We start from the raw sequence: 18,599 nt of genomic DNA, 5'->3' as shown, positions 1-18,599 counted from the left end.
ATGCAGTGCCGTAAAATTCTTTTATCATTTTTAATACCATTTATTACCACAACCTTTGCCTTTGCGCAAAGCGAAGCATTAAAGGTTGTGGTTAATAACCTTGCTTATTATAAGCAAAAAAACGATCTGAAATATTTAGCTGCCGCAAAAAAATCAGCAGACAGCTTGATCATTACCAAGTCGGATACGGCAGATATTGAAAAAAACACTTACCGGGCACTGGTTAACTCAAGCATCTTATATATTGATTCGCTAAACAAACTCGGGCAGCCAGCTACTTTACTTGCAGAAACATCAACGCTGGTTGATAAACTGTCGGCAAATAAAAAAGAATATAAGTATCAGCCGGAGATTGATTATTCCAAACGGTGCCTGGCTAATGTTTATATTCGTAAGGGATTTGAGTTTACCAATAATTCAGATTTTACCAATGCAAGGCAATCATTTGAAAATGCGCGTAAATATGCCCCCAATTTTAAGCAGGTTAATGATTATATAGCTTATTCAAATAATAAAGCTGGCAACCTGGTAGATGCGGCAAAATATTACAGTAATTTACTGGCAGTTGACAGTACACGTGCAGAGTACATTGAAACGGCATCAAGTATTTATAAATCATTAGGCGACACTTCAAAAGCATTGGAAATATTGCAAAAGGGTAGGAGGATTTTACCGAATGACAGGTTTTTACTGCTTGATGAAGCTAACATTTATAACAACCAGAAAAATTATAAGGCTCTGGAGCCTTTAATTGGCCCTTTGCTTGACATTAATGCAAATAACGCCGATATTGCATTTGTAGCAGCGAATTGTTACGATCATTTGAACAAATACGATAAAGCCGAATCGCTTTATTTACGCACTATTGAATTAAATAGCTCAGCATACGATCCTGTTTTTAATTTGGGCTTACTTTATTTAAAACAAAGCGCAACCGGACAGGAGGGAGATGAGGATAAAAATATTGGCCGTGCCGTGCTTTGGCTTGAAAAAGCCTCCGAAATATCGCCTAATAATGTACAGGGTTTAAAGGCATTACAATTGGCTTATTCCAAAGCAGGCAATCAGGATCAATTAGATAAAGTAAACAATAAATTAAAACAGATAACCAACTAACTATCATGAAAATCAAACTTTTGATGGCGGGCCTGTTAGGCTTAGTTTCAGCAACAGCGTTTGCACAAAAAGGTGAATTAAATACTGCAAAGAGCGAGTATAACAATTACGAAGGATTAAGAGCATCAAAAGCTACTTTAGCTGTTGCGGTTAAAAGTTTAGGAACAGCAAGAACCTCAATTGATAAAGCTTCGGCTAATGAGAAAACTGCGGCGCTACCTGAAACTTTTGCTTTAAAAGGCGCCATTTATTCTGCCCTTGCAGTTCAGGATACTGTAGCAGCTACATCAACACCGTTATTTACAACAGCAGACGAATCGTTGAAAAAAGCTAAGGAACTTGATACAAAAGGCGAAAACAAACAACTGATTGACAATGCTTATTTAAATATGGCGCAATACCAGTTAACCAAAGGTGTAGCCGAATATTCTGCGGGTAAATATGATCTTGCGTACCACTCATTTGATTATTACCGTACTGTTTTACCAGAAGATACCAATGCCATTTACTATACAGGTTTAGCAGCTGCCAACTCAAAAAATTATCCTGCAGCTATAACTAATTACAATAAACTGGTTACAACCAAATACTCTAAAAATGCGAGTATTTACATGGATTTGTCATCACTTTATTTAGCAGGCAAGGATACCGTAAACGCACTTAAATCAGTTAGTGACGGTATTGCCAAATATCCGAACAATACAGATCTGCGTAAAAGAGAAATTGAAATAAGCCTGCAAACAGGAAAAGAAAAAGAGGTAGCTCAAAAAATACAAACCGCTTTAGCAGCCGATCCAAAAAACAAAACTCTGTATTATTATGCAGGTTTAACTTACTCACAAACTGCCGAAGCAATTATTAAAGAACAGGCAAAAGCCAAAGATGCAGCTGCTAAAAATACACTACAACAGCAAAAGGTTGATAGCTATACAAAAGCTGCTGATATGTATAAAAAGGCGCTGGAAATAGATCCTAATTATTTTGAAGCTAATTTAAATTTAGGTTATGTAATTCTCAACCCTGCAATTGACGCGTACAATGCTGCCAATAAATTGCCGGCTAATAAACAAAAAGAATATGATGCAGCTATAGCAAAAGCAAACGCTCAGTTTGACCTGGCTAAACCATATTTATTAAAAGCTGTGGAGTTAAATCCAAAATCGCCTGATGCATTAACCAACCTTAGAACCTATTATTTAGGTAAAAAAGACAACACTAATGCAGAGGCAATCAAGAAACAACTTGATGCGCTGAATGCTCAATAAGGAATAATAGAAGAGGGGCTTTGCGAAAAGCCCTTTCTTTTTAAAATTACCACTTAACATAATGTTAATTATGAGACAAATAAAACAGCTTAATATATGATACCTTTAAACGGGGAATTAATTTTGTCAATGCCGTTCCATCTTTTGAGCAACTGTGCAACATAGGTATTTGAATTGCATAACTTTAAGAATAAACAAACTCCTAAAATAAAAACATATGGATCTTAAGCTTAAAGATAAAATTGCATTAGTAACCGGCTCAACTGCCGGCATCGGTTACGCTATAGCTAAATCATTAGCTCATGAAGGCGTAGAATTATATATCAATGGTCGTGATCAAAATAGAATTAATGCCGTAGTTGAAAAACTCGTAGCCGAAACCGGTAACAGCAAAATCAAAGGAATTGCTGCTGATTTTTCAAACAGGCAACAGGTAGAAAATTTAATTAAACAAGTTCCGCAGGTTGATATTCTGATCAACAATATTGGCATTTTTGAACCTAAAGAGTTCCGGGATATTACCGATGACGACTGGATGAGATTTTACGAAGTTAATGTATTAAGCGGCGTAAAATTATCGCGTGCTTATCTCGACAACATGCTTAGTCAAAACTGGGGCCGTATCATTTTCATTTCCAGCGAATCCGGCTTACAAATTCCTGCCGAAATGATCCATTATGGTATGACGAAAACCGCTCAGATAGCTGTAGCACGTGGCCTGGCCGAACTTACTGAGGGCACCGGAGTAACCGTTAATTCTGTACTACCGGGCCCAACACTTTCTGAAGGTGTTGGCGATTTTATGAAAGCCCTTGCAAAAGATAAAGGCTTAACAGACGATGAGATGGAAAAGGAGTTTTTTAAAACCATGCGATCAACTTCCATTATCAAAAGATTTATAAGTCCGGATGAGATTGCAAATACTGTAACTTATTTATCAAGCCCGCTTTCGTCGGCTACTAATGGCGCTAATATAAGAGTTGACGGTGGCGTTATTAAAACCGCATTCTGATGTTTGAAAAATAAAAGGGTCCGGGCGTATTTATTACCCAGACCTTTTTATAGCACCATATTATGGTTTCTTGGTGGTGTCGGTTTTTGCTGTGTCAGTTTTAGCAGTATCAGTACTTGCAGGGGTTGTACTTGGCGTTGTTGTGGTGGCTGCAGTGTCTGTTTTTGTACTATCAGATCCGCTGCTGGCTGTTTTTGACGAACTGCAGCTTGTTGCTATTGCACCTATCATTGTCGCGACAAGTGCAAGACTTAGAATTTGCTTTTTCATAGTTTACCTGTATTTGATTTTAATTTATCAATTTAAACATACTATTAACCACACATTGGGCATATTGTTTAAGCTAATTTGCTCATGATATAAAATTGTAAAGTATATGCGCATAATGTTTATTGAAGTAAGCGCCATAACCAGATGTGTTATTTTACAATTAAAATATGTTTATTCTATCAATAATTTCTGATATTTAAGGTCTATGGTGGTATCTGAACGAATGTTAAAGTGGGCCATGCGCTTCTACCCTCCCCTCCTTTTTCAACGTATTTGGGTTGTAAATATTGATAAAGGATTTACTGGTGTTCAGGTTAAAATAAAAAGAAGTTTCTTAAATAAAAACTATAACAGTTCTATTTTTGGTGGGACTATATTTTCGGCTGCAGATCCTTTTTACCCGGTATTATTTCATCAGTTACTTAGCAAAAAAGGATACAAATTAAAGGTGTGGTCAAAATCATCATCTATACACTATTTAAAACCGGGTTTGTCTGATCTTTATTTCAAGATCAATTTAAGCGATGACGATATTGCAAATGCCGAGGCGGTATTAAATACCGGTGGTAAATATATGGCGCACCACCCAATTGATATTTATAATAAAGATGGTGAAATATGTGTATCTGTAATGAACGAGATATACCTGCGTAATTTGAATTTTACTGATGTGAGCTTATAATTTTTTATTCTGATGACTGTATTTATGAACGACGAGGCATTTATTAAGAAAGGCTTCCAAATATCAACCGACAAAGGCTTGCTTCAGGTGGATGTAATATATGATTACTTAAATAATGATTCCTATTGGGCGCAGGGCATTCCCCGTGAAAAGATGGAGAAGGCAATAACGAACTCCATGTGTTTTGGAGTTTACACGAATGATCAACAGGTTGGGTTTGCAAGAGTGGTAACCGATGCGGCTACTTTTGCCTACATTTGTGATGTGTTTGTTTTGCCTGCTTTCAGGAAAAAAGGCTTATCGAAATGGTTGATACAAAGTGTAGTTAATCATCCTGACTTGCAGGGTTTAAGACGATGGTCATTGGCTACAGCTGATGCGCATGGCTTGTACAGTCAGTTTGATTTTACGCAAATAACCCATCCTGAAAGGTGGATGGAAATATTTACCCCCTATATTAAACCTCAGTAATTAGTTTAAGGGATAACGGAGCTAAAATGAATATCAAAAAACTGATTTTTGAGGGCGAAGGTGTAACACTCGACTTTAAAAAAACAATTACCAGCTGCGAAAAGATAGCGCGTACAATGGTTTCCTTTGCCAATAACAAGGGTGGTAAACTATTAATAGGCGTTGCTGATGACGGTACTATTAAAGGGGTTAAATCTGAAGATGAGGAACGCTATATGATCACTAAGGCAGCCCATCTTTTTGCCAGACCGGCCTTAGATCCTGTTTTTGAAGAAGTTTATGTTGATGATAAGCTGGTACTGGTTGTTGATACACCTCCAAGCGAAACCAAACCACATTACGCGTTAGCTGATGATGGAAAATGGTGGGCCTATGTGCGGGTAAAAGATAAGAGCGTTTTAGCCAGCAAGATTGTTTTAGAAGTGCTTAAACGTTCTTCTGCCGATGAGGGTGTATTGATAGAATATTCGGACAATGAAAAGCTGTTATTAGAGTATCTCGAGACACACACACGTATAGGCGTTAAGGAATGCAGCGAATTACTTAAGGTAGGGCGCCGCCGCGCGCAGCGCATCCTCGTTGACCTGATCCTGTCTGGTTTAATCCGTATTAATACAACAGAAAAGGAAGAATTTTACACGGCCTGTTAATCCCTTTTGTATAGCCATTATCATTACTTTTGTGTTCTCGCATACCTAAGTAATGATAAGCAATTTTTTAAAGTATAAACCCTATTATTCCGAAAGTCTTAAGCTGGCCATTCCGGTGGTTATATCCCAATTGGGGCATACCCTGGTTCAGATGTCTGACTCTATTATTGTGGGGCACTTTGCCGGCACAGTGTCCTTAGCGGCTGTTTCATTAGTAAATAGCTTGTTTATGGTGCCCCTGGTTATTGGTATGGGAATTTCTTATGGGTTAACCCCTCTTGTTGCCCAGAATAATGGTCGCCGTAACTTTAAAGAATGCGGGCTCTTGTTATCAAATAGCCTGTTTTTGAATATGCTCAGCGGTATTCTTTTGTTTGCCGGTATTTATTTCGGCACCATGTTGCTGATAAGTCATCTTGACCAATCGCCGCAAGTTGTGGAGACTGCTAAGCCCTACCTGCTATTAATGAGCCTCTCGCTAATTCCCCTGCTCATATTTAATACGTTTAAGCAATTTGCCGAAGGACTTGGATTTACCAAACAAGCTATGCTCATTTCTATATGGGGCAACATAATTAATATTTGCCTGGGGGTAACCTTTGTGAAAGGCCTATTCGGTATACATCCTATGGGCATCAAAGGTGTAGGTTACAGCACCCTCATTGATCGCTCCATAATGGCTATTGTGATGGCGGTGTATGTGCTCAGATCACCTATTTTTAAGGAATACTTAAAAAGCTTTGCTATCAGAAATATTGATCGTGTGAGAGGTATTCAGATCATGAAAATTGGTGCTCCTGTAGCAATGCAATATACGTTTGAGGTGAGTGCCTTTGGCGGCGCTGCAATTTTGGTAGGTACCATTGGCCTTGTTCAGCAAGCCGCTCACCAGGTTGCTATTAGTTTGGCGTCCATGACGTATATGATGGCCAGTGGTATATCTGCCGGAGCGGCCATAAAATCAGGAAACTATTTTGGCTCCAGCAATCATAAAAGCCTACGTTTATCTGCCATTTCAAATTACCATATCGTGTTGGTTTTTATGGCCGTTACCGCGCTTATATTTACCTTAGGCCGGCATTTATTGCCATGGATAATAACTTCTGATGAAAATGTCATTTTCATTGCAGCTCAATTACTTATCATAGCAGCTTTCTTTCAGCTATTTGATGGCGCACAGGTAGTTGGTCTTGGTGTTTTACGCGGCATGGGTGATGTTAATATTCCAACAGTAATTACATTTTTAGCTTATTGGGTTATAGGTTTACCCGTTGGATACATTTTGGGTATCTATTTTCACCTTGGCGTAAATGGGGTTTGGTATGGGTTAACATTAGGACTGGCTACAGCTTCGGTGTTATTATTTATACGCTTCCATATCATCAGCAAAAAACACCGCGATAAAACCATCCCGATTTTCGCAAAAGATTAGAAATACAGATCAGTAGCCATTTTAAAAGTGTTGCAATGAGCATCCACAATGTCTTTGATTAAGGGAGAATAGCCGCCTCCCATGCTAACCTGTACCGGTATATTATTTGCAATGCATTGCTCAAATACAAATCGGTCGCGCGCTTTACAAGCTTTTTTGCTTAATGCAAGCTTACCCAGTTTGTCACTGCTCAATACATCAACACCTGCTAAATAAAATATAAAATCAGGCTTTTGCTGTTGGATGAGTTTTGGCAGGGCTTCATATAGTATATTTAAATATTGCTCATCTTCTACCCCGTCTGCCAGCGAAATATCCAGGTCAGAAGTTTCTTTACGCGATGGGAAATTATTTGCGCCATGCATAGAAAAGGTAAATACCCGCGGCTCATTTTCAAATATCTGTGCAGTACCATTACCCTGATGTACATCTAAATCAATTATTAAGATAGACTGTGCTAAATTATTATTCAGCAAATAGTTAGCCGCAACAGCCTGGTCGTTTAAAAGGCAAAAGCCTTCGCCCCAATTTGTGCCAGCATGGTGAGTTCCGCCAGCAACGTTAAAAGCTATTCCGTTATCAAATGCAAACCGGCAACCATCGATAGTACCCTGAGCTATTCGTATTTCACGCTCAACCAGCAGGGCGGATAACGGGAAGCCGATGCGCCTTTGCTCTTTTAATGATAAGGTAAGATCCCGCAACTGCTGCCAATAGCTTTCCTCATGAGTTTGGAGAATAATATCCTCCGCTAATAAGCCAGGCGAAAATAAACTATCCGCGGTAATCACTCCTTCATGTAATAACTGGGCAGGTATCAACTCATATTTGAGCATCGGAAATCTATGCCCTTCAGGCAATGGATGTGCATATATGGGATCGAAAGCTATTTTAAGCATTACAGGTTAAGCTAATATTTCACCAACGTGCTTTTCAATATTCTCGCAGATATTATCAAGAGGCAGGTCATTGGCATCATTGCCAAAAGGATCTTCAATTTCTTCAGCTATTAATTCTATACTGGCAAAAACAAAAAGCACAAATCCGATTATAGGAATAGTAAAATACTTGAGGTCAAACGCCCAGGTAAATGGCAGCGTCATGATATACGTAAAGATGAATTTTTTGATAAACACGCTATACGAAAAAGGAATAGGTGTTTTTTTGATGCGTTCACAGCCACCACAAATATCTGTAAAAGAAGTAATTTCGGCAGTTATACTAAACAATTGCTCCGGGTTTATAATACCCTCTTTATTGAGCCTGTACACATTTTCTATAATGGCAGATGCTACCTGGTTGGGTACGTGTTTATCCTGATTAATAGTAATAAATCGGGATTGCTCAGGCACATAAATATCGCGCAGGTGATTTCTTAACGCCCGGGCGTAAAGCGGTATTATATAATTGAAATACGCAGCATCGGTTTCATTTACCAAGTGTTTCAGTTTAATAGCCAGGTTGCGACTGCTATTGGTAAGACCGCCCCATATTTTACGCCCTTCCCACCAACGGTCATAAGCCGAATTGATACGAAAGGCCAGTAATAATGAAAATACAAAACCAATAGTTTGATGAATAAAGCTCACCTTTTTGAGCAGACTGGTATCCGGAAGCTGCCAAAAATCTATTAAAAAATAGGTAACTATACCTGCATAAGCGCTCACTGCCAGTATTAATGGAAAAAGCTCACGCAAAGTATCGGCCTTGTTAATCTTGAAAATAAATGAAAACCACTCTTTGGGATTATAATAAACCATATTTTAAGTCAAAAGTAAAAATTCAATTCAAAAGCACTCATTCTGTCATTTCCGAACGAACGAAGTAAGGAGAAATCTTGTACTACTTGCCGGGCGAATTGCAAATCGCATAAGATTTCTCGCTCTCGCACGAAGTGACATTTTTTCAGTTAGCTATCGCAGCCGCCAAATGCTGTACTGCTAAATAAACATCATGAAAAGTATTATACAGCGGTACGGGGCTTAGTCTGATCACATCGGGTTCGCGCCAATCGCCTATTATGCCGTTATCGGCAAGATGTTTAAAAATTACTTTAGCGTTCCGTTTGCATACAACAGACAGCTGACAGCCCCGCTCCTGCGGATTAACCGGCGTTATGATTTTGAAAACCTCCTCGCTTTGTTGCTTATTTATCTCTTTAATCAAAAACTCCATATAACCTGTTAAAGCCACGCTTTTTCCCCGAAGGATATCGACACCACCCGCATCATTAAAGATAGCCATAGAGGCTTTAAATAAAGCCAAAAGAAATATTGGGCACGTGCTTACCTGCCAGCCGTTTGCACCCGTAGCAGGATCAAAGCCCGGAGCCATTAAAAACCTTTTATCTTCTCTGTAGCCCCACCAACCTGCAAAGCGGTCGAGTTTGGTATTTTCAAAATGCTTTTCGTGCACAAAAACACCGCTGATACCGCCTGGCCCGGAGTTCATGTACTTATACGAGCACCAGCAGGCAAAATCGGCGTTCCAGTCGTGTAGTTTCAGTGGCACATTGCCCGCGGCATGCGCCAGATCGAACCCTACATAAGCCCCTGCTTTGTGAGCTTCATGGGCAATCGCTTCCATATCAAACAGCTGTCCGGTATAATAATTTATCCCTGCAAAAAGCACCAATGCCAATTCCGGTGCATGTTTATTTATAACCTGAGCTATATCCCCGGTGCGCAATGTAAGCTCACCCTCCCTCGGAAAAACCTCAATAACAGCCTCCTTTGGATCAAACCCATGAAACCTAACCTGACTCTCTACCGCATACTGATCTGAAGGAAAAGCCCCTCCCTCCATGATTATTTTAAATCGTTTACTATTTGGTTTATAGAAACTTACCATTAATAAATGAAGATTTACTGTAAGTGAATTCATAACAGTAACTTCATTTTCATGGGCGCCAACAATTTTTGCAATGGAGGGCAGAAGCTGTTTATGATAGCTTAACCAAGCATCATCACCTTGAAACCAGCCTTCAACCGCCAGGTTTTTCCAGGTGTTTAGTTGGTCAGCAATATATTGTTCAGCCGAGACCGGCTGCAACCCCAAGGAATTTCCGCACAAATAAACAACATCCACATCATTGTGCCGAGGTATCAGAAACTTGTTTCTGAAGTCTTTTAATAGGTCAACCCTATCCTGCTCTAATGCAAATGCTAAACCTTGCTGATAATTCATTACCTCAATATTACAAAAATTGATTGAAGTGATGAATGCGGCGAGTTTTTAATTAATTATCCGTACGCTAAAAAACATATTATTTGTTAGGCTTGCTCACATAAATATCACCCTTAACATAAAAGCGATATGGTAATGACGCATCTTCCCCTGCATAATCAACCCCTATTCTTGGGCCAGTAGTTATTTGATCATCGTTAAAACTAAGTCCGCGATCCTCCAGCCAAAGCGTATCGCTTTGCAGGCTTATAGCGTTAATATTGCGCGAAATACCCAATGCTTTGGCAACAGAACCGGGCCCTGTTGTAATATTTGATTTCAAAACCGGCATATTACGCCTGACTTGCATGGCTTCAATTCCCTCGGTTGGATGAACAGCCCGGATAAGGATTGCCTGAGCATGCCCTTCTACCGAGGTCACAATATTGAACATTTCATGAATGCCATAACACAGATAAACGTAAGCAATGCCACCCTGCATAAACATGGTTTTGGTGCGCGGAGTTAACCGGTTGCCATAAGAATGAGCCGCGCGATCTATAGCTCCGTTATATGCTTCTGTTTCAACAATATAACCACCAGTAATTACACTATCAATACAAGTAAATAAATACTTGCCTAACAAGCTCTTACTGATGGCAACCACATCATTACCAAGATAAAACTGTTCGCTTAACTTCATTTTTTAAGAATACGCTTTAATAATTTATTGATCTCTTTTGCCCGGTCAAATATCATAATGTGGGTACCGCCATTAACAATGGTGGGGTCATGGATTCGTTTATAAGAAAATACCAGGTCTTTATTTCCGGTTATATGATAAAGGTTTGGCGGGACGGTTTCGTTTTCCCAATGCAATATGGCTTTCATAGCCCATTTTATAAATACAGGCGATGTATTGTTGAGCATATCATTAAACAGCCAGGCATCTTCGGCGTTCATATGGCCGAATAGTGGTTTAATCATAAAACCAAGCGAGTTAAATAACTTTCCGGGAATAAGTTTATAAACCGGCAGGTTCCTGAATAAACTAAAGTACCACGGAGCTTCGTTGATTGTTTTGATGCTCGATATCAGGATCACCTTTTTTACCGGGAGCAAATTGGCTATCTCTACAGCGATCATTCCTCCCAGGGAATTACCGATAATGATGGAATTATGATATATATTATATTGATATATAAGCTTTTGAGAATAAGTACTTAAAGTATCATTTTGATTGGGTTCTATCCAATCAACAGGTATTACATCATGCTCATGTAAATCAATATTGTTATATACTCGGGTATCGGCCCCCAGTCCGGCTATCAGATATATTCTGCTCATTTAAAACTTACCAGCTTAACTATCTGCTCCAGATAACGGGTGTCCGTTTCATCAAACTGATCTAATAACTCACTGTCTACATCAAGCACCGCTACTACTTCATTATTATGAAATACGGGTACAACTATTTCCGATCGCGAAAGCGAACTGCAGGCAATATGCCCGGGAAATGCGTCAACATCAGGCACTATAAGTGTTTTGGCCTGCTCCCATGCCGATCCGCAAACACCTTTACCTAAAGCTATGCGCGTACATGCTACAGGCCCTTGAAACGGGCCTAAAACCAGCTCATTATCTTTTACCAGATAAAAGCCTACCCAAAACCATTTAAACTGCTCTTTTAAAGCAGCACTGATATTTGCCAGGTTGGCCACCAGATCGGGTTCGTCATAAAGCAAGGCCTCAATTTGGGGAATAAGCGTAGTGTATTGCTCCGTTTTATTAGTTGATGCGGTTATATTTAAATCTTCTGCCATACACAAAAGTAGTGATGCTGTATTGAAAGTAAATAAGGCAAATATCATATTTAATCTTTTATTTAGCAGGGTGTATGATCGTTAGTTTAACTATAGTACGATATCGTAAACTCTTTATTCCGCTCGCTTTGCTGGCTATGGCTTTGCACCGTTTACCTATGCTTTTTCAAAAAGGCTGCACGTTTTATAAACTGTTGGGATCGGGACGCAACGGAACATTTGACCTTCAACCCGACTGGCAGCAATGGGGATTACTGGCCTGCTGGGACACAAGGGAAGATTTTGATAATTTTCACAAACAGTCCTTTGTCGCTGCCTGGTGGCGGATATTGAGTCGCGAAAAGTGGACAATATTATGCCGCCCCTTGCAAAGTCATGGCAAATGGGACGGGAAAGAACCTTTTGATAACTCCAATATAAAAGACCACACCGGCCCTATAGTGGTATTAACCCGTGCCACAATCAGGATGAACAGGCTAAAAAACTTTTGGTCACATGTTGATGAAGTGGCCAATCTGATGATTAGCGCACCAGGTTATATTACCTCGTTTGGTATAGGCGAAGCGCCGGTTTACCGGCAAGCCACCTTTTCGGTTTGGCAAAGTTTAGACGACGTGAAAGCCTTTGCTTATACAAGCCGGGAACACGCAGAAGTAATAAAATTAACCCGTAGTGAAAACTGGTACAGCGAGGAGCTTTTTGCCCGCTTTAGACCTATTGAAAGTTTTGGATCACTGCATGGAAAAGACCCATTAAATGATTTATTGAAATAATTAAGACATGAGAATTATTGCCGAACTACCCCACCCCGATTTTAAAATATCCATCCTGAGTATGAATCAAAAGTTCATCGTAAAAATTGAACAGGGAATACTTGAGCAGACTTATAAGATAGCCGAGATGGATTTAACAGATGGTGTTAACAGCGTTTTTGAATTGCTTGATGAAGAGTTTTTAAAAAAAGTTGGTTCCCGATTTTTAGAAATGCGTGCAGATTTCAAAGATGCTTATTATCGCTATAATTACTAACAAATAGCATATACAATCATCTGTAACACAACTAATTATAGTTTTTAAATCATTAAAACAGAATTTTATTTGGCCAATCACCCCTATTTTATCTAAAAAACGAATATAAAATACATCAAAATGTACAGTTACTGTATATTAATAAGTATAATTATCTGTTATAAAGGCATTTATATTAATTAAAAAAATTATATTTGGTGTTGTTTTTAACCAAATAAATGGGTAATTATATACAAACCTAACCTAAAATCGCCCTCCTTTTCAGAATATAGTTCTGTGAACTCTATCCCAACTTTAACTCAAAATACTTAAAGATTTTAAACTCAGATGGCGTTATTATCAGCCATAAAATAAATTGCTGAATGTTTGGTAAATTAGTATCATGAAAACAGTAACAAAAAATAAAAATGAGGATATACACGAAGTTTACATAAAAGAGCGTGAAATTTTGTGGGAATTAGATGTCGAGATAATTATATCAGATGACTTTGATGAATTTAATTCAGACTTAGATTAAGGGCATTGTCTATCATCCTATTTACATCTATTGGATCATCAAATCTACAGTCCATAAATCTATCCCTACCAAAGAATATATCAAGTGATTTGTTAAATTCAATAACAGCAGTTTGATAGCACCATAACCCAGTTTGATAAAGTTCATCTTTGTTGTCTGTTGGCAGAAAACCAAACCTCATATATCTTGAATAACTATATGTAGGGTCTTGTTCTCCATCTTTCCTAATCAACATACTGACTTTAAATTTGAATACATACTTACCGTCAATAAACAAATTTGTCTTATGTCCAATAATCCATGTTGCATTAGGCAACACATCAGGAACAGAATTTACTGTTTGTACATCTGGATGAATTTTAACTTGGATGTGATTTGCCATAATAATAGGTTTTAGGTGAAGTAGCCTATAAATCTACTATTAACTATTATATAACTAAAAATCTTATTTAAAAATCTTAACCATGTTACAGTCTACCGAATTTAAAACGATAATAGATGTCGTTACACGATTCCCTAATGAAAAAGCATGTCACCAATACCTCGCCTCTCGTAGATGGTCTGATGGTATCATGCTTTGCCCTCATAAGGATTGTGAGAACGATACAGCCTATATTTTTAAGGATGGCATACGTTATAAGTGTATTGCCTGTAAACGTGTCTACACGGCCAAAACAGGTACATTCATGGAAGCCAGTAAACTTTCCACTATTAAATGGTTTGTGGCTATTTACCTATTCCTACATAAGAAAGGCATTAGCAGTATTCAATTAGCCAAAGACGTAGGTGTCACGCAGAAAACAGCATGGTTCATGTTAGGTCGTTTAAGATTAGCATTAGGTAATCAGGAAGAGGAACAATTGGACGGTACAGTAGAGATAGATGAAACCTTTGTTGGTGGTAAAGCAATATTTAAACATAAGCGAAAGCGTATCAAGTATACTCCTGGCCGATCGTGGAAAGATAAGACACCTGTATTAGGCATGCTACAACGTGGCGGTAAAGTAAAAGCCATTGTAGTACCTGATGTTACTATGATTCATATAAGGCGCTCTCTTGACAAATATGTGAAAAGAGGGTGTAATATCATGGGAGACGGTTATCAGGGCTATAAATCAATAGAAATGCACTATAACGTGCGTTCTGTAGATCATGCTAAAGGTTGGTACGTAGATGGCGATTGTCATACTAACACAATTGAGGGTTTTTGGAGTCAATTCAAAAAAGGAATCAAGGGTGTATATCATAAAACCACGCCTAAGCATTTACAGAAATACGTAGATGAATTTGCGTTTAGATATAATTATAGAAACTTAGGAGCACAACAGCAATTAGATTGCGTCATATCAAAAATGGAATGCAGATTAAAATACAAAGAACTAACGGCTGCTTGATATTCTTAAGGGATTGGTGTAACTTCGTATTGTTCAAACATCACATTCACATGAAGTCAGAAGATAAAAAGCCTGTTGTGGTTGCGCCTGTACGTAATCCTCAACCCAAACAAACGAGCGGGGACAAAGCGTTTGATAATGCTATTGACAGGATGTTAAAGCCTCTGCCAAAACCCAACTCGAAATAAGTTAATTAACAAAATATTAATAAAAAGCCGCTTCCTTAATTGGATAGCGGTTTTTTTGTGTGGAATTATTATTTAGAATACTTATAAATTACACGCAATTATGTCACATTTTTATTTAATTAGTTGCAAATCATGGTTTTGGATATATATTTGCGATATACTAAAAGTAATAAACTATTTGTGAGTTATTGACAATACACAATTTCAATCTGCGAAGCCGTGTAAATTCATAATTTTTATTACTTAGCTGAATAACTAATCAAAATTGAACGTGTGACGAATTCCACTGTTCAGTCCCTTGATGTCGTTATATGCAACAAACAATGTTTATTAAAATAAGTTGTATCAATGTTCATTTTTGATATGCAGCGATTTTTTAAATTGTAAACGCAAATAACGATAAATGCAATACCAGGCCAACAATATAGCAGATTTCTTTTTATCACAGGTAGATACTAACCTTGGCGATACTATCTCCCCTATAAAGCTCCAAAAGTTGGTTTATTATGCTCAAGCATGGAATTACACCATTTTCGATCGGCCTTTATTCGATGAAAGGGTCGAGGCATGGACTCATGGGCCTGTGGTAAGGTCTATTTATGAGCGTTTTAAAGAATATCCTATATATTCCCCTCTTGATTTATCAGAAATAAGAATAGATGAAATTTATTTTGATTCAGATACATTAGCCATCCTTAATGATGTTAATATGATATATGGCGAACACTCTGGTAAATACTTGGAAGATTTGACTCACAATGAAAATCCATGGATAAATGCAAGAGCTGGAATACCTCCTTACTTAGCTTGTACAAATGAGATTACGTTGAAGTCAATGAAATCTTATTATTCAAAAATACGTGAGCCAAAATAATAATCTTAAAAGAAGTTTGATTCCTCAATCTGCTTCAAAGGTTAATACAAATCCGAAATTTATTGATAAGAATGCTGCCCTAATGAAAGGATGGCAAAGCGATGGCGATAAGGCCAATGTTCTTATTTCAATAAAGTTCATTCAACATGATTTCCAATGTTTTAGTGGTTGGCAAAAGGATGAAATGAATTTGTTTTGGGATTTTTCTCGTCGCATACATGAAAGTACTTGGAGTAATATCTACTCTCAATCAGGAAAATTAGAAAAGACGGGTTTTGGTATAACCAATATTAGCCGGGGCCAATATCCAAAATCAGAGTTCATCAATAGTTTAAGCCCCGATATAGGAATAGTTGAATTAAGAGTAAGTAAAAAAATGAGGGTTCATGGATTTAGATTTGGGGCAATTTTTTATTTGTGCTTTTTAGATAGGAATCACGAAATCTGTCCGTAATGGTGGGTTAGGATTTTACGATTAAATCCAACTATTGTTATTGAGATTGGTTGCCTCTCATATTTGGCTTAACCTCATAGCGATCCCAATATTTTTTATCTTTCATACTATCTAAAACAGTTGAAGAATCATTTTCCTTTATCCGTGTAAATCCTTTTGGTAAAGGAGGCAACATCAGTGATGCAGTATCAACTGCTGAACTATCTATAACATTGCCTCCAAACTCTTTAAAAGGGTCATTAGATGGATTATCATGGGTGGAAGCGCTTCGTATGTAATATACAACCTGAATAAAGTTTCCCAACACACCTATATACTTATTTGAATCGTAACTATACACGGTACATACGAATAGATTTGCGCTCTTATTCAAGTCTCGGTATGTAGTATGCCCTAAATGCTCTTTAAAGTCCTTAATGGAGGGATTTGTGATAATAAACAACAACAAAATGAATATGCTTATCCATTGCTTTTTTGATAGGTTAGGTAATTTCATTTATGTGAGAATTTAGGATAAAAAAATAGCGTGACTGATATTATCTCCCGCCATCCAAGGCTTCTCACGGCCTAAACACACGCAAAGATACAGCCACGCCTTTTCAGCGTACTTATACCTCGGATGTGTGCATATTTTAATTGTGAGAATTTTGGATAGCACTCCGATAGTTATACAATATTTTAACGGCCAAATATAGTTATACAAATTGTAAAGCACTATTGAAAAAATTGATTTGTTTTTGCTAATTATCTTAGCATATATTTGTGACATGGCAAGTATGTTTGAATCAGTAGAAAGGGAGTTAAAAGTCACAGCAGAGAAAGCACGTGTAAATGGAATGTGGTTTAGTTCCAATCGTGGTGAAAGATGGCTTACGCCGGAGGAATTTGAGGCTGAAGGACAATCTGACCTTATTATTTGGGGAAAAGAATGCAGAACTGTTTTAACAGAGTTTACAATGCGTGACCCTCGTTATGAAATTAGAGCACGTTTAAAACATATTAATCAATCCACACTCGATTTACAGAACTTTAGCGAAAGAGTATTTGCATACTTCAATAATGTACCTAAAGATAAGAGGTAATTAAAGGTCTCTATTTTCATTTTCTATAAAATCTGTATAAGTATCTACGCCATTAATAATGGAACATTTTAATTTATAGTCATACAACCTAATCTTATGGCTGATCAAATTCTCATATCTAATTTGACCCATTATATAAACCTTAAACGCCCCCGCTTTAATAGCTAAAGCAGCATCCGGATATATAGGATAATTTCCAAAAAATCTTCGTAGAGGGCTCTCTTTAACCACATAAGAATTTACATCATGAACAACATTAAAAGGAGCTCCCTCGAAGTTGGGCTGTGCCGTATCAACTTTAGCTACAACTCTTGTTTCTATTATTTTAACAGGAGTATTACTAAGATTATTAAGAGAATATTTAACAGAAAATTTACTTGGCTCAACAATCATGTTTTGAACAAAAATTTGCAAAAACGGTTGGTTTTCTTGTTCAAAACGAGTGGTGGCGTCTATAAGGGACTGTTGAGTAAGAGTGTTATAATTAATAGCATTTTTAAGAGATATCCCCGTAATAAATATCAACGCAAAGTTTATTGCCACGCCTACAGCTGCTATTTTATTTGCCAAACTCCAATTTCTTTCTTTGGGAAAGGTAACCTCGACTATTGGAGTTCTTTGGTGATAATCGTCTGCTCCCTTATCTCTGCTATCTTTTGCCTTATCGGAATGTGGTTTTTCATCGATTATTTTTTTATTCCTATTGTCAGTTTGGATAAGAGAGGGTTTAATTGGAGGTACGTGCTTTTGGGATTGGGGTGCTTTATTATTACCCATTTTTTTATCTGGATTGCGTTCAGCGTTTAGTGATGTTTGATAACATTTTTACTCCTTTCCGGCAACAAAAGTTTCATCTAACTTTACTTAAAAAAACATATATTTATTTAATAAAACCTTATTAACATGGAACTTATAGATTTAGTACTTTATGCAATTGGGATTCTAATCTCTATTTTTTTAGCTCGTGCCATTTTTAGTATTCCCACTATAGTGGATCAGTTAAAACAGCAAACAAAACTCTTGGAACAAATAGCAAGTAAAAACTCACCTCCGAAAAAAGAAAAGCCACTCATATCTGATAGCGATTTAGAAAAAGAGGCTTTGTCTCATCCTAAAGAATAACACTCACAACACTAAGCCATCTTAAAGGAAAAATTTAGGTGGCTTTTGTATAT

The 18,599-nt window shown here is 37.6% G+C and carries 26 protein-coding genes; 16 read left to right on the top strand and 10 right to left on the bottom strand.

Going from position 1 to position 18,599, the window contains the following annotated elements; translation table 11 throughout:
* From SNE25_RS18415 to SNE25_RS18405, 3 genes are all read left to right on the top strand, one after another.
* Nucleotides 1-1,116, top strand: coding sequence for a tetratricopeptide repeat protein (locus SNE25_RS18415; RefSeq protein WP_321560460.1), 1,116 nt, complete (start codon nt 1-3; stop codon nt 1,114-1,116).
* 5 nt (nt 1,117-1,121) lie between these two features.
* The gene (locus tag SNE25_RS18410; protein WP_321560459.1) at nt 1,122-2,381 is read left to right on the top strand and encodes a tetratricopeptide repeat protein; all 1,260 of its coding nucleotides are present in this window, start codon (nt 1,122-1,124) and stop codon (nt 2,379-2,381) included.
* 217 nt (nt 2,382-2,598) lie between these two features.
* Entirely contained in the window at nt 2,599-3,393 is a 795-nt protein-coding gene (locus SNE25_RS18405) for an SDR family NAD(P)-dependent oxidoreductase (protein ID WP_321560458.1), read from the top strand.
* Nucleotides 3,394-3,453: 60 nt separating this feature from the next.
* Here the strand turns inward: SNE25_RS18405 and SNE25_RS18400 are convergent, their stop codons facing one another.
* Entirely contained in the window at nt 3,454-3,663 is a 210-nt protein-coding gene (locus SNE25_RS18400) for a hypothetical protein (RefSeq protein ID WP_321560457.1), read from the bottom strand.
* Between the two features lie 238 nt (nt 3,664-3,901).
* Here SNE25_RS18400 and SNE25_RS18395 point away from each other — a divergent pair, with 238 nt between their 5' ends.
* Genes SNE25_RS18395 through SNE25_RS18380 form a run of 4 tightly spaced genes read left to right on the top strand, consistent with a single transcriptional unit; the run spans nt 3,902 to nt 6,898 of the window.
* Complete coding sequence (locus tag SNE25_RS18395; protein WP_407666944.1) at nt 3,902-4,345, top strand: DUF4442 domain-containing protein; 444 nt, start codon at nt 3,902-3,904, stop codon at nt 4,343-4,345.
* A 12-nt stretch (nt 4,346-4,357) separates the two neighbouring features.
* Nucleotides 4,358-4,816 carry a GNAT family N-acetyltransferase gene (locus SNE25_RS18390; RefSeq protein ID WP_321560455.1) on the top strand — a complete coding sequence of 153 codons (459 nt, stop codon included), beginning with the start codon at nt 4,358-4,360 and terminating at the stop codon, nt 4,814-4,816.
* A gap of 26 nt (nt 4,817-4,842) precedes the next feature.
* Nucleotides 4,843-5,466 (top strand): RNA-binding domain-containing protein, encoded by a 624-nt coding sequence (locus SNE25_RS18385; RefSeq protein ID WP_321560454.1) that lies wholly within the window; start codon nt 4,843-4,845, stop codon nt 5,464-5,466.
* Between the two features lie 52 nt (nt 5,467-5,518).
* The gene (locus tag SNE25_RS18380) at nt 5,519-6,898 is read left to right on the top strand and encodes an MATE family efflux transporter (protein ID WP_321560453.1); all 1,380 of its coding nucleotides are present in this window, start codon (nt 5,519-5,521) and stop codon (nt 6,896-6,898) included.
* On the opposite strand, the gene SNE25_RS18375 is transcribed toward SNE25_RS18380, so the two are convergent.
* From SNE25_RS18375 to SNE25_RS18350, 6 genes are all read right to left on the bottom strand, one after another.
* Nucleotides 6,895-7,797: a histone deacetylase family protein gene (locus SNE25_RS18375; protein ID WP_321560452.1), complete on the bottom strand. Its 903-nt coding sequence runs from the start codon at nt 7,795-7,797 to the stop codon at nt 6,895-6,897. The genes SNE25_RS18380 and SNE25_RS18375 overlap by 4 nt on opposite strands.
* A gap of 6 nt (nt 7,798-7,803) precedes the next feature.
* Nucleotides 7,804-8,658, bottom strand: a complete 855-nt coding sequence (locus tag SNE25_RS18370; protein ID WP_321560451.1) for a bestrophin family protein — start codon at nt 8,656-8,658, stop codon at nt 7,804-7,806.
* Nucleotides 8,659-8,803: 145 nt separating this feature from the next.
* Nucleotides 8,804-10,084, bottom strand: a complete 1,281-nt coding sequence (gene kynU / locus SNE25_RS18365) for a kynureninase (protein ID WP_321560450.1) — start codon at nt 10,082-10,084, stop codon at nt 8,804-8,806.
* A 79-nt stretch (nt 10,085-10,163) separates the two neighbouring features.
* Nucleotides 10,164-10,766: a DNA-3-methyladenine glycosylase gene (locus tag SNE25_RS18360; RefSeq protein ID WP_321560449.1), complete on the bottom strand. Its 603-nt coding sequence runs from the start codon at nt 10,764-10,766 to the stop codon at nt 10,164-10,166.
* Nucleotides 10,763-11,410, bottom strand: a complete 648-nt coding sequence (locus SNE25_RS18355; protein ID WP_321560448.1) for an alpha/beta hydrolase — start codon at nt 11,408-11,410, stop codon at nt 10,763-10,765. The genes SNE25_RS18360 and SNE25_RS18355 overlap by 4 nt, the downstream gene beginning before the upstream one ends.
* Complete coding sequence (locus SNE25_RS18350) at nt 11,407-11,886, bottom strand: GAF domain-containing protein (protein ID WP_321560447.1); 480 nt, start codon at nt 11,884-11,886, stop codon at nt 11,407-11,409. The genes SNE25_RS18355 and SNE25_RS18350 overlap by 4 nt, the downstream gene beginning before the upstream one ends.
* 74 nt (nt 11,887-11,960) lie before the next feature.
* Here SNE25_RS18350 and SNE25_RS18345 point away from each other — a divergent pair, with 74 nt between their 5' ends.
* The 3 genes from SNE25_RS18345 (at nt 11,961) to SNE25_RS18335 (ending at nt 13,432) form a co-directional block, all read left to right on the top strand.
* Nucleotides 11,961-12,659, top strand: coding sequence for a DUF3291 domain-containing protein (locus tag SNE25_RS18345; protein WP_321560446.1), 699 nt, complete (start codon nt 11,961-11,963; stop codon nt 12,657-12,659).
* 7 nt (nt 12,660-12,666) lie between these two features.
* Nucleotides 12,667-12,915 carry a hypothetical protein gene (locus SNE25_RS18340; protein WP_321560445.1) on the top strand — a complete coding sequence of 83 codons (249 nt, stop codon included), beginning with the start codon at nt 12,667-12,669 and terminating at the stop codon, nt 12,913-12,915.
* Between the two features lie 382 nt (nt 12,916-13,297).
* Nucleotides 13,298-13,432, top strand: a complete 135-nt coding sequence (locus tag SNE25_RS18335) for a hypothetical protein (RefSeq protein WP_321560444.1) — start codon at nt 13,298-13,300, stop codon at nt 13,430-13,432.
* On the opposite strand, the gene SNE25_RS18330 is transcribed toward SNE25_RS18335, so the two are convergent.
* Nucleotides 13,413-13,814: a hypothetical protein gene (locus SNE25_RS18330; protein WP_321560443.1), complete on the bottom strand. Its 402-nt coding sequence runs from the start codon at nt 13,812-13,814 to the stop codon at nt 13,413-13,415. The genes SNE25_RS18335 and SNE25_RS18330 overlap by 20 nt on opposite strands.
* 82 nt (nt 13,815-13,896) lie before the next feature.
* Between SNE25_RS18330 and SNE25_RS18325 the strand changes: the two genes are divergently transcribed.
* From SNE25_RS18325 to SNE25_RS18310, 4 genes are all read left to right on the top strand, one after another.
* On the top strand, nt 13,897-14,826 hold the full coding sequence (locus tag SNE25_RS18325; protein ID WP_321560442.1) for an IS1595 family transposase: 930 nt from the start codon (nt 13,897-13,899) through the stop codon (nt 14,824-14,826).
* 50 nt (nt 14,827-14,876) lie between these two features.
* Nucleotides 14,877-15,014 carry a hypothetical protein gene (locus SNE25_RS18320; RefSeq protein WP_321560441.1) on the top strand — a complete coding sequence of 46 codons (138 nt, stop codon included), beginning with the start codon at nt 14,877-14,879 and terminating at the stop codon, nt 15,012-15,014.
* Between the two features lie 403 nt (nt 15,015-15,417).
* A complete protein-coding gene (locus SNE25_RS18315; RefSeq protein WP_321560440.1) occupies nt 15,418-15,888 on the top strand; it encodes a Panacea domain-containing protein in 471 nt (156 codons plus the stop codon).
* Nucleotides 15,875-16,342 carry a hypothetical protein gene (locus SNE25_RS18310; protein ID WP_321560439.1) on the top strand — a complete coding sequence of 156 codons (468 nt, stop codon included), beginning with the start codon at nt 15,875-15,877 and terminating at the stop codon, nt 16,340-16,342. Before SNE25_RS18315 ends, SNE25_RS18310 begins: the two co-directional genes overlap by 14 nt.
* Before the next feature lie 37 nt (nt 16,343-16,379).
* Here the strand turns inward: SNE25_RS18310 and SNE25_RS18305 are convergent, their stop codons facing one another.
* Nucleotides 16,380-16,838: a hypothetical protein gene (locus SNE25_RS18305; RefSeq protein ID WP_321560438.1), complete on the bottom strand. Its 459-nt coding sequence runs from the start codon at nt 16,836-16,838 to the stop codon at nt 16,380-16,382.
* A gap of 271 nt (nt 16,839-17,109) precedes the next feature.
* On the opposite strand from SNE25_RS18305, the gene SNE25_RS18300 reads away from it, so the two are divergent.
* Nucleotides 17,110-17,424: a hypothetical protein gene (locus SNE25_RS18300; RefSeq protein ID WP_321560437.1), complete on the top strand. Its 315-nt coding sequence runs from the start codon at nt 17,110-17,112 to the stop codon at nt 17,422-17,424.
* Here SNE25_RS18300 and SNE25_RS18295 read toward each other — a convergent pair whose 3' ends face one another.
* Nucleotides 17,425-18,201, bottom strand: coding sequence for a hypothetical protein (locus tag SNE25_RS18295; protein WP_321560436.1), 777 nt, complete (start codon nt 18,199-18,201; stop codon nt 17,425-17,427).
* A gap of 126 nt (nt 18,202-18,327) precedes the next feature.
* Between SNE25_RS18295 and SNE25_RS18290 the strand changes: the two genes are divergently transcribed.
* Nucleotides 18,328-18,546, top strand: coding sequence for a hypothetical protein (locus SNE25_RS18290; protein ID WP_321560435.1), 219 nt, complete (start codon nt 18,328-18,330; stop codon nt 18,544-18,546).
* The last annotated feature ends 53 nt before the right edge of the window (nt 18,547-18,599 follow it).

It is taken from the genome of Mucilaginibacter sabulilitoris (genome assembly GCF_034262375.1).
Lineage (GTDB): Bacteria > Bacteroidota > Bacteroidia > Sphingobacteriales > Sphingobacteriaceae > Mucilaginibacter > Mucilaginibacter sabulilitoris.
The sequence above is the reverse complement of the archived record's forward strand: the minus strand, read 5'-3'. Positions and strand labels throughout refer to the sequence as shown.

What these genes read in the sequence shown, in the direction of transcription:
- SNE25_RS18415 (WP_321560460.1), top strand. Translation starts at nt 1, where the DNA reads ATGCAGTGCCGTAAAATTCTTTTATCATTTTTAATACCATTTATTACC.
- SNE25_RS18410 (WP_321560459.1), top strand. Translation starts at nt 1,122, where the DNA reads ATGAAAATCAAACTTTTGATGGCGGGCCTGTTAGGCTTAGTTTCAGCA.
- SNE25_RS18405 (WP_321560458.1), top strand. Translation starts at nt 2,599, where the DNA reads ATGGATCTTAAGCTTAAAGATAAAATTGCATTAGTAACCGGCTCAACT.
- SNE25_RS18400 (WP_321560457.1), bottom strand. Translation starts at nt 3,663, where the DNA reads ATGAAAAAGCAAATTCTAAGTCTTGCACTTGTCGCGACAATGATAGGT.
- SNE25_RS18395 (WP_407666944.1), top strand. Translation starts at nt 3,902, where the DNA reads ATGCGCTTCTACCCTCCCCTCCTTTTTCAACGTATTTGGGTTGTAAAT.
- SNE25_RS18390 (WP_321560455.1), top strand. Translation starts at nt 4,358, where the DNA reads ATGACTGTATTTATGAACGACGAGGCATTTATTAAGAAAGGCTTCCAA.
- SNE25_RS18385 (WP_321560454.1), top strand. Translation starts at nt 4,843, where the DNA reads ATGAATATCAAAAAACTGATTTTTGAGGGCGAAGGTGTAACACTCGAC.
- SNE25_RS18380 (WP_321560453.1), top strand. Translation starts at nt 5,519, where the DNA reads ATGATAAGCAATTTTTTAAAGTATAAACCCTATTATTCCGAAAGTCTT.
- SNE25_RS18375 (WP_321560452.1), bottom strand. Translation starts at nt 7,797, where the DNA reads ATGCTTAAAATAGCTTTCGATCCCATATATGCACATCCATTGCCTGAA.
- SNE25_RS18370 (WP_321560451.1), bottom strand. Translation starts at nt 8,658, where the DNA reads ATGGTTTATTATAATCCCAAAGAGTGGTTTTCATTTATTTTCAAGATT.
- kynU (WP_321560450.1), bottom strand. Translation starts at nt 10,084, where the DNA reads ATGAATTATCAGCAAGGTTTAGCATTTGCATTAGAGCAGGATAGGGTT.
- SNE25_RS18360 (WP_321560449.1), bottom strand. Translation starts at nt 10,766, where the DNA reads ATGAAGTTAAGCGAACAGTTTTATCTTGGTAATGATGTGGTTGCCATC.
- SNE25_RS18355 (WP_321560448.1), bottom strand. Translation starts at nt 11,410, where the DNA reads ATGAGCAGAATATATCTGATAGCCGGACTGGGGGCCGATACCCGAGTA.
- SNE25_RS18350 (WP_321560447.1), bottom strand. Translation starts at nt 11,886, where the DNA reads ATGGCAGAAGATTTAAATATAACCGCATCAACTAATAAAACGGAGCAA.
- SNE25_RS18345 (WP_321560446.1), top strand. Translation starts at nt 11,961, where the DNA reads ATGATCGTTAGTTTAACTATAGTACGATATCGTAAACTCTTTATTCCG.
- SNE25_RS18340 (WP_321560445.1), top strand. Translation starts at nt 12,667, where the DNA reads ATGAGAATTATTGCCGAACTACCCCACCCCGATTTTAAAATATCCATC.
- SNE25_RS18335 (WP_321560444.1), top strand. Translation starts at nt 13,298, where the DNA reads ATGAAAACAGTAACAAAAAATAAAAATGAGGATATACACGAAGTTTAC.
- SNE25_RS18330 (WP_321560443.1), bottom strand. Translation starts at nt 13,814, where the DNA reads ATGGCAAATCACATCCAAGTTAAAATTCATCCAGATGTACAAACAGTA.
- SNE25_RS18325 (WP_321560442.1), top strand. Translation starts at nt 13,897, where the DNA reads ATGTTACAGTCTACCGAATTTAAAACGATAATAGATGTCGTTACACGA.
- SNE25_RS18320 (WP_321560441.1), top strand. Translation starts at nt 14,877, where the DNA reads ATGAAGTCAGAAGATAAAAAGCCTGTTGTGGTTGCGCCTGTACGTAAT.
- SNE25_RS18315 (WP_321560440.1), top strand. Translation starts at nt 15,418, where the DNA reads ATGCAATACCAGGCCAACAATATAGCAGATTTCTTTTTATCACAGGTA.
- SNE25_RS18305 (WP_321560438.1), bottom strand. Translation starts at nt 16,838, where the DNA reads ATGAAATTACCTAACCTATCAAAAAAGCAATGGATAAGCATATTCATT.
- SNE25_RS18300 (WP_321560437.1), top strand. Translation starts at nt 17,110, where the DNA reads ATGGCAAGTATGTTTGAATCAGTAGAAAGGGAGTTAAAAGTCACAGCA.
- SNE25_RS18295 (WP_321560436.1), bottom strand. Translation starts at nt 18,201, where the DNA reads ATGGGTAATAATAAAGCACCCCAATCCCAAAAGCACGTACCTCCAATT.
- SNE25_RS18290 (WP_321560435.1), top strand. Translation starts at nt 18,328, where the DNA reads ATGGAACTTATAGATTTAGTACTTTATGCAATTGGGATTCTAATCTCT.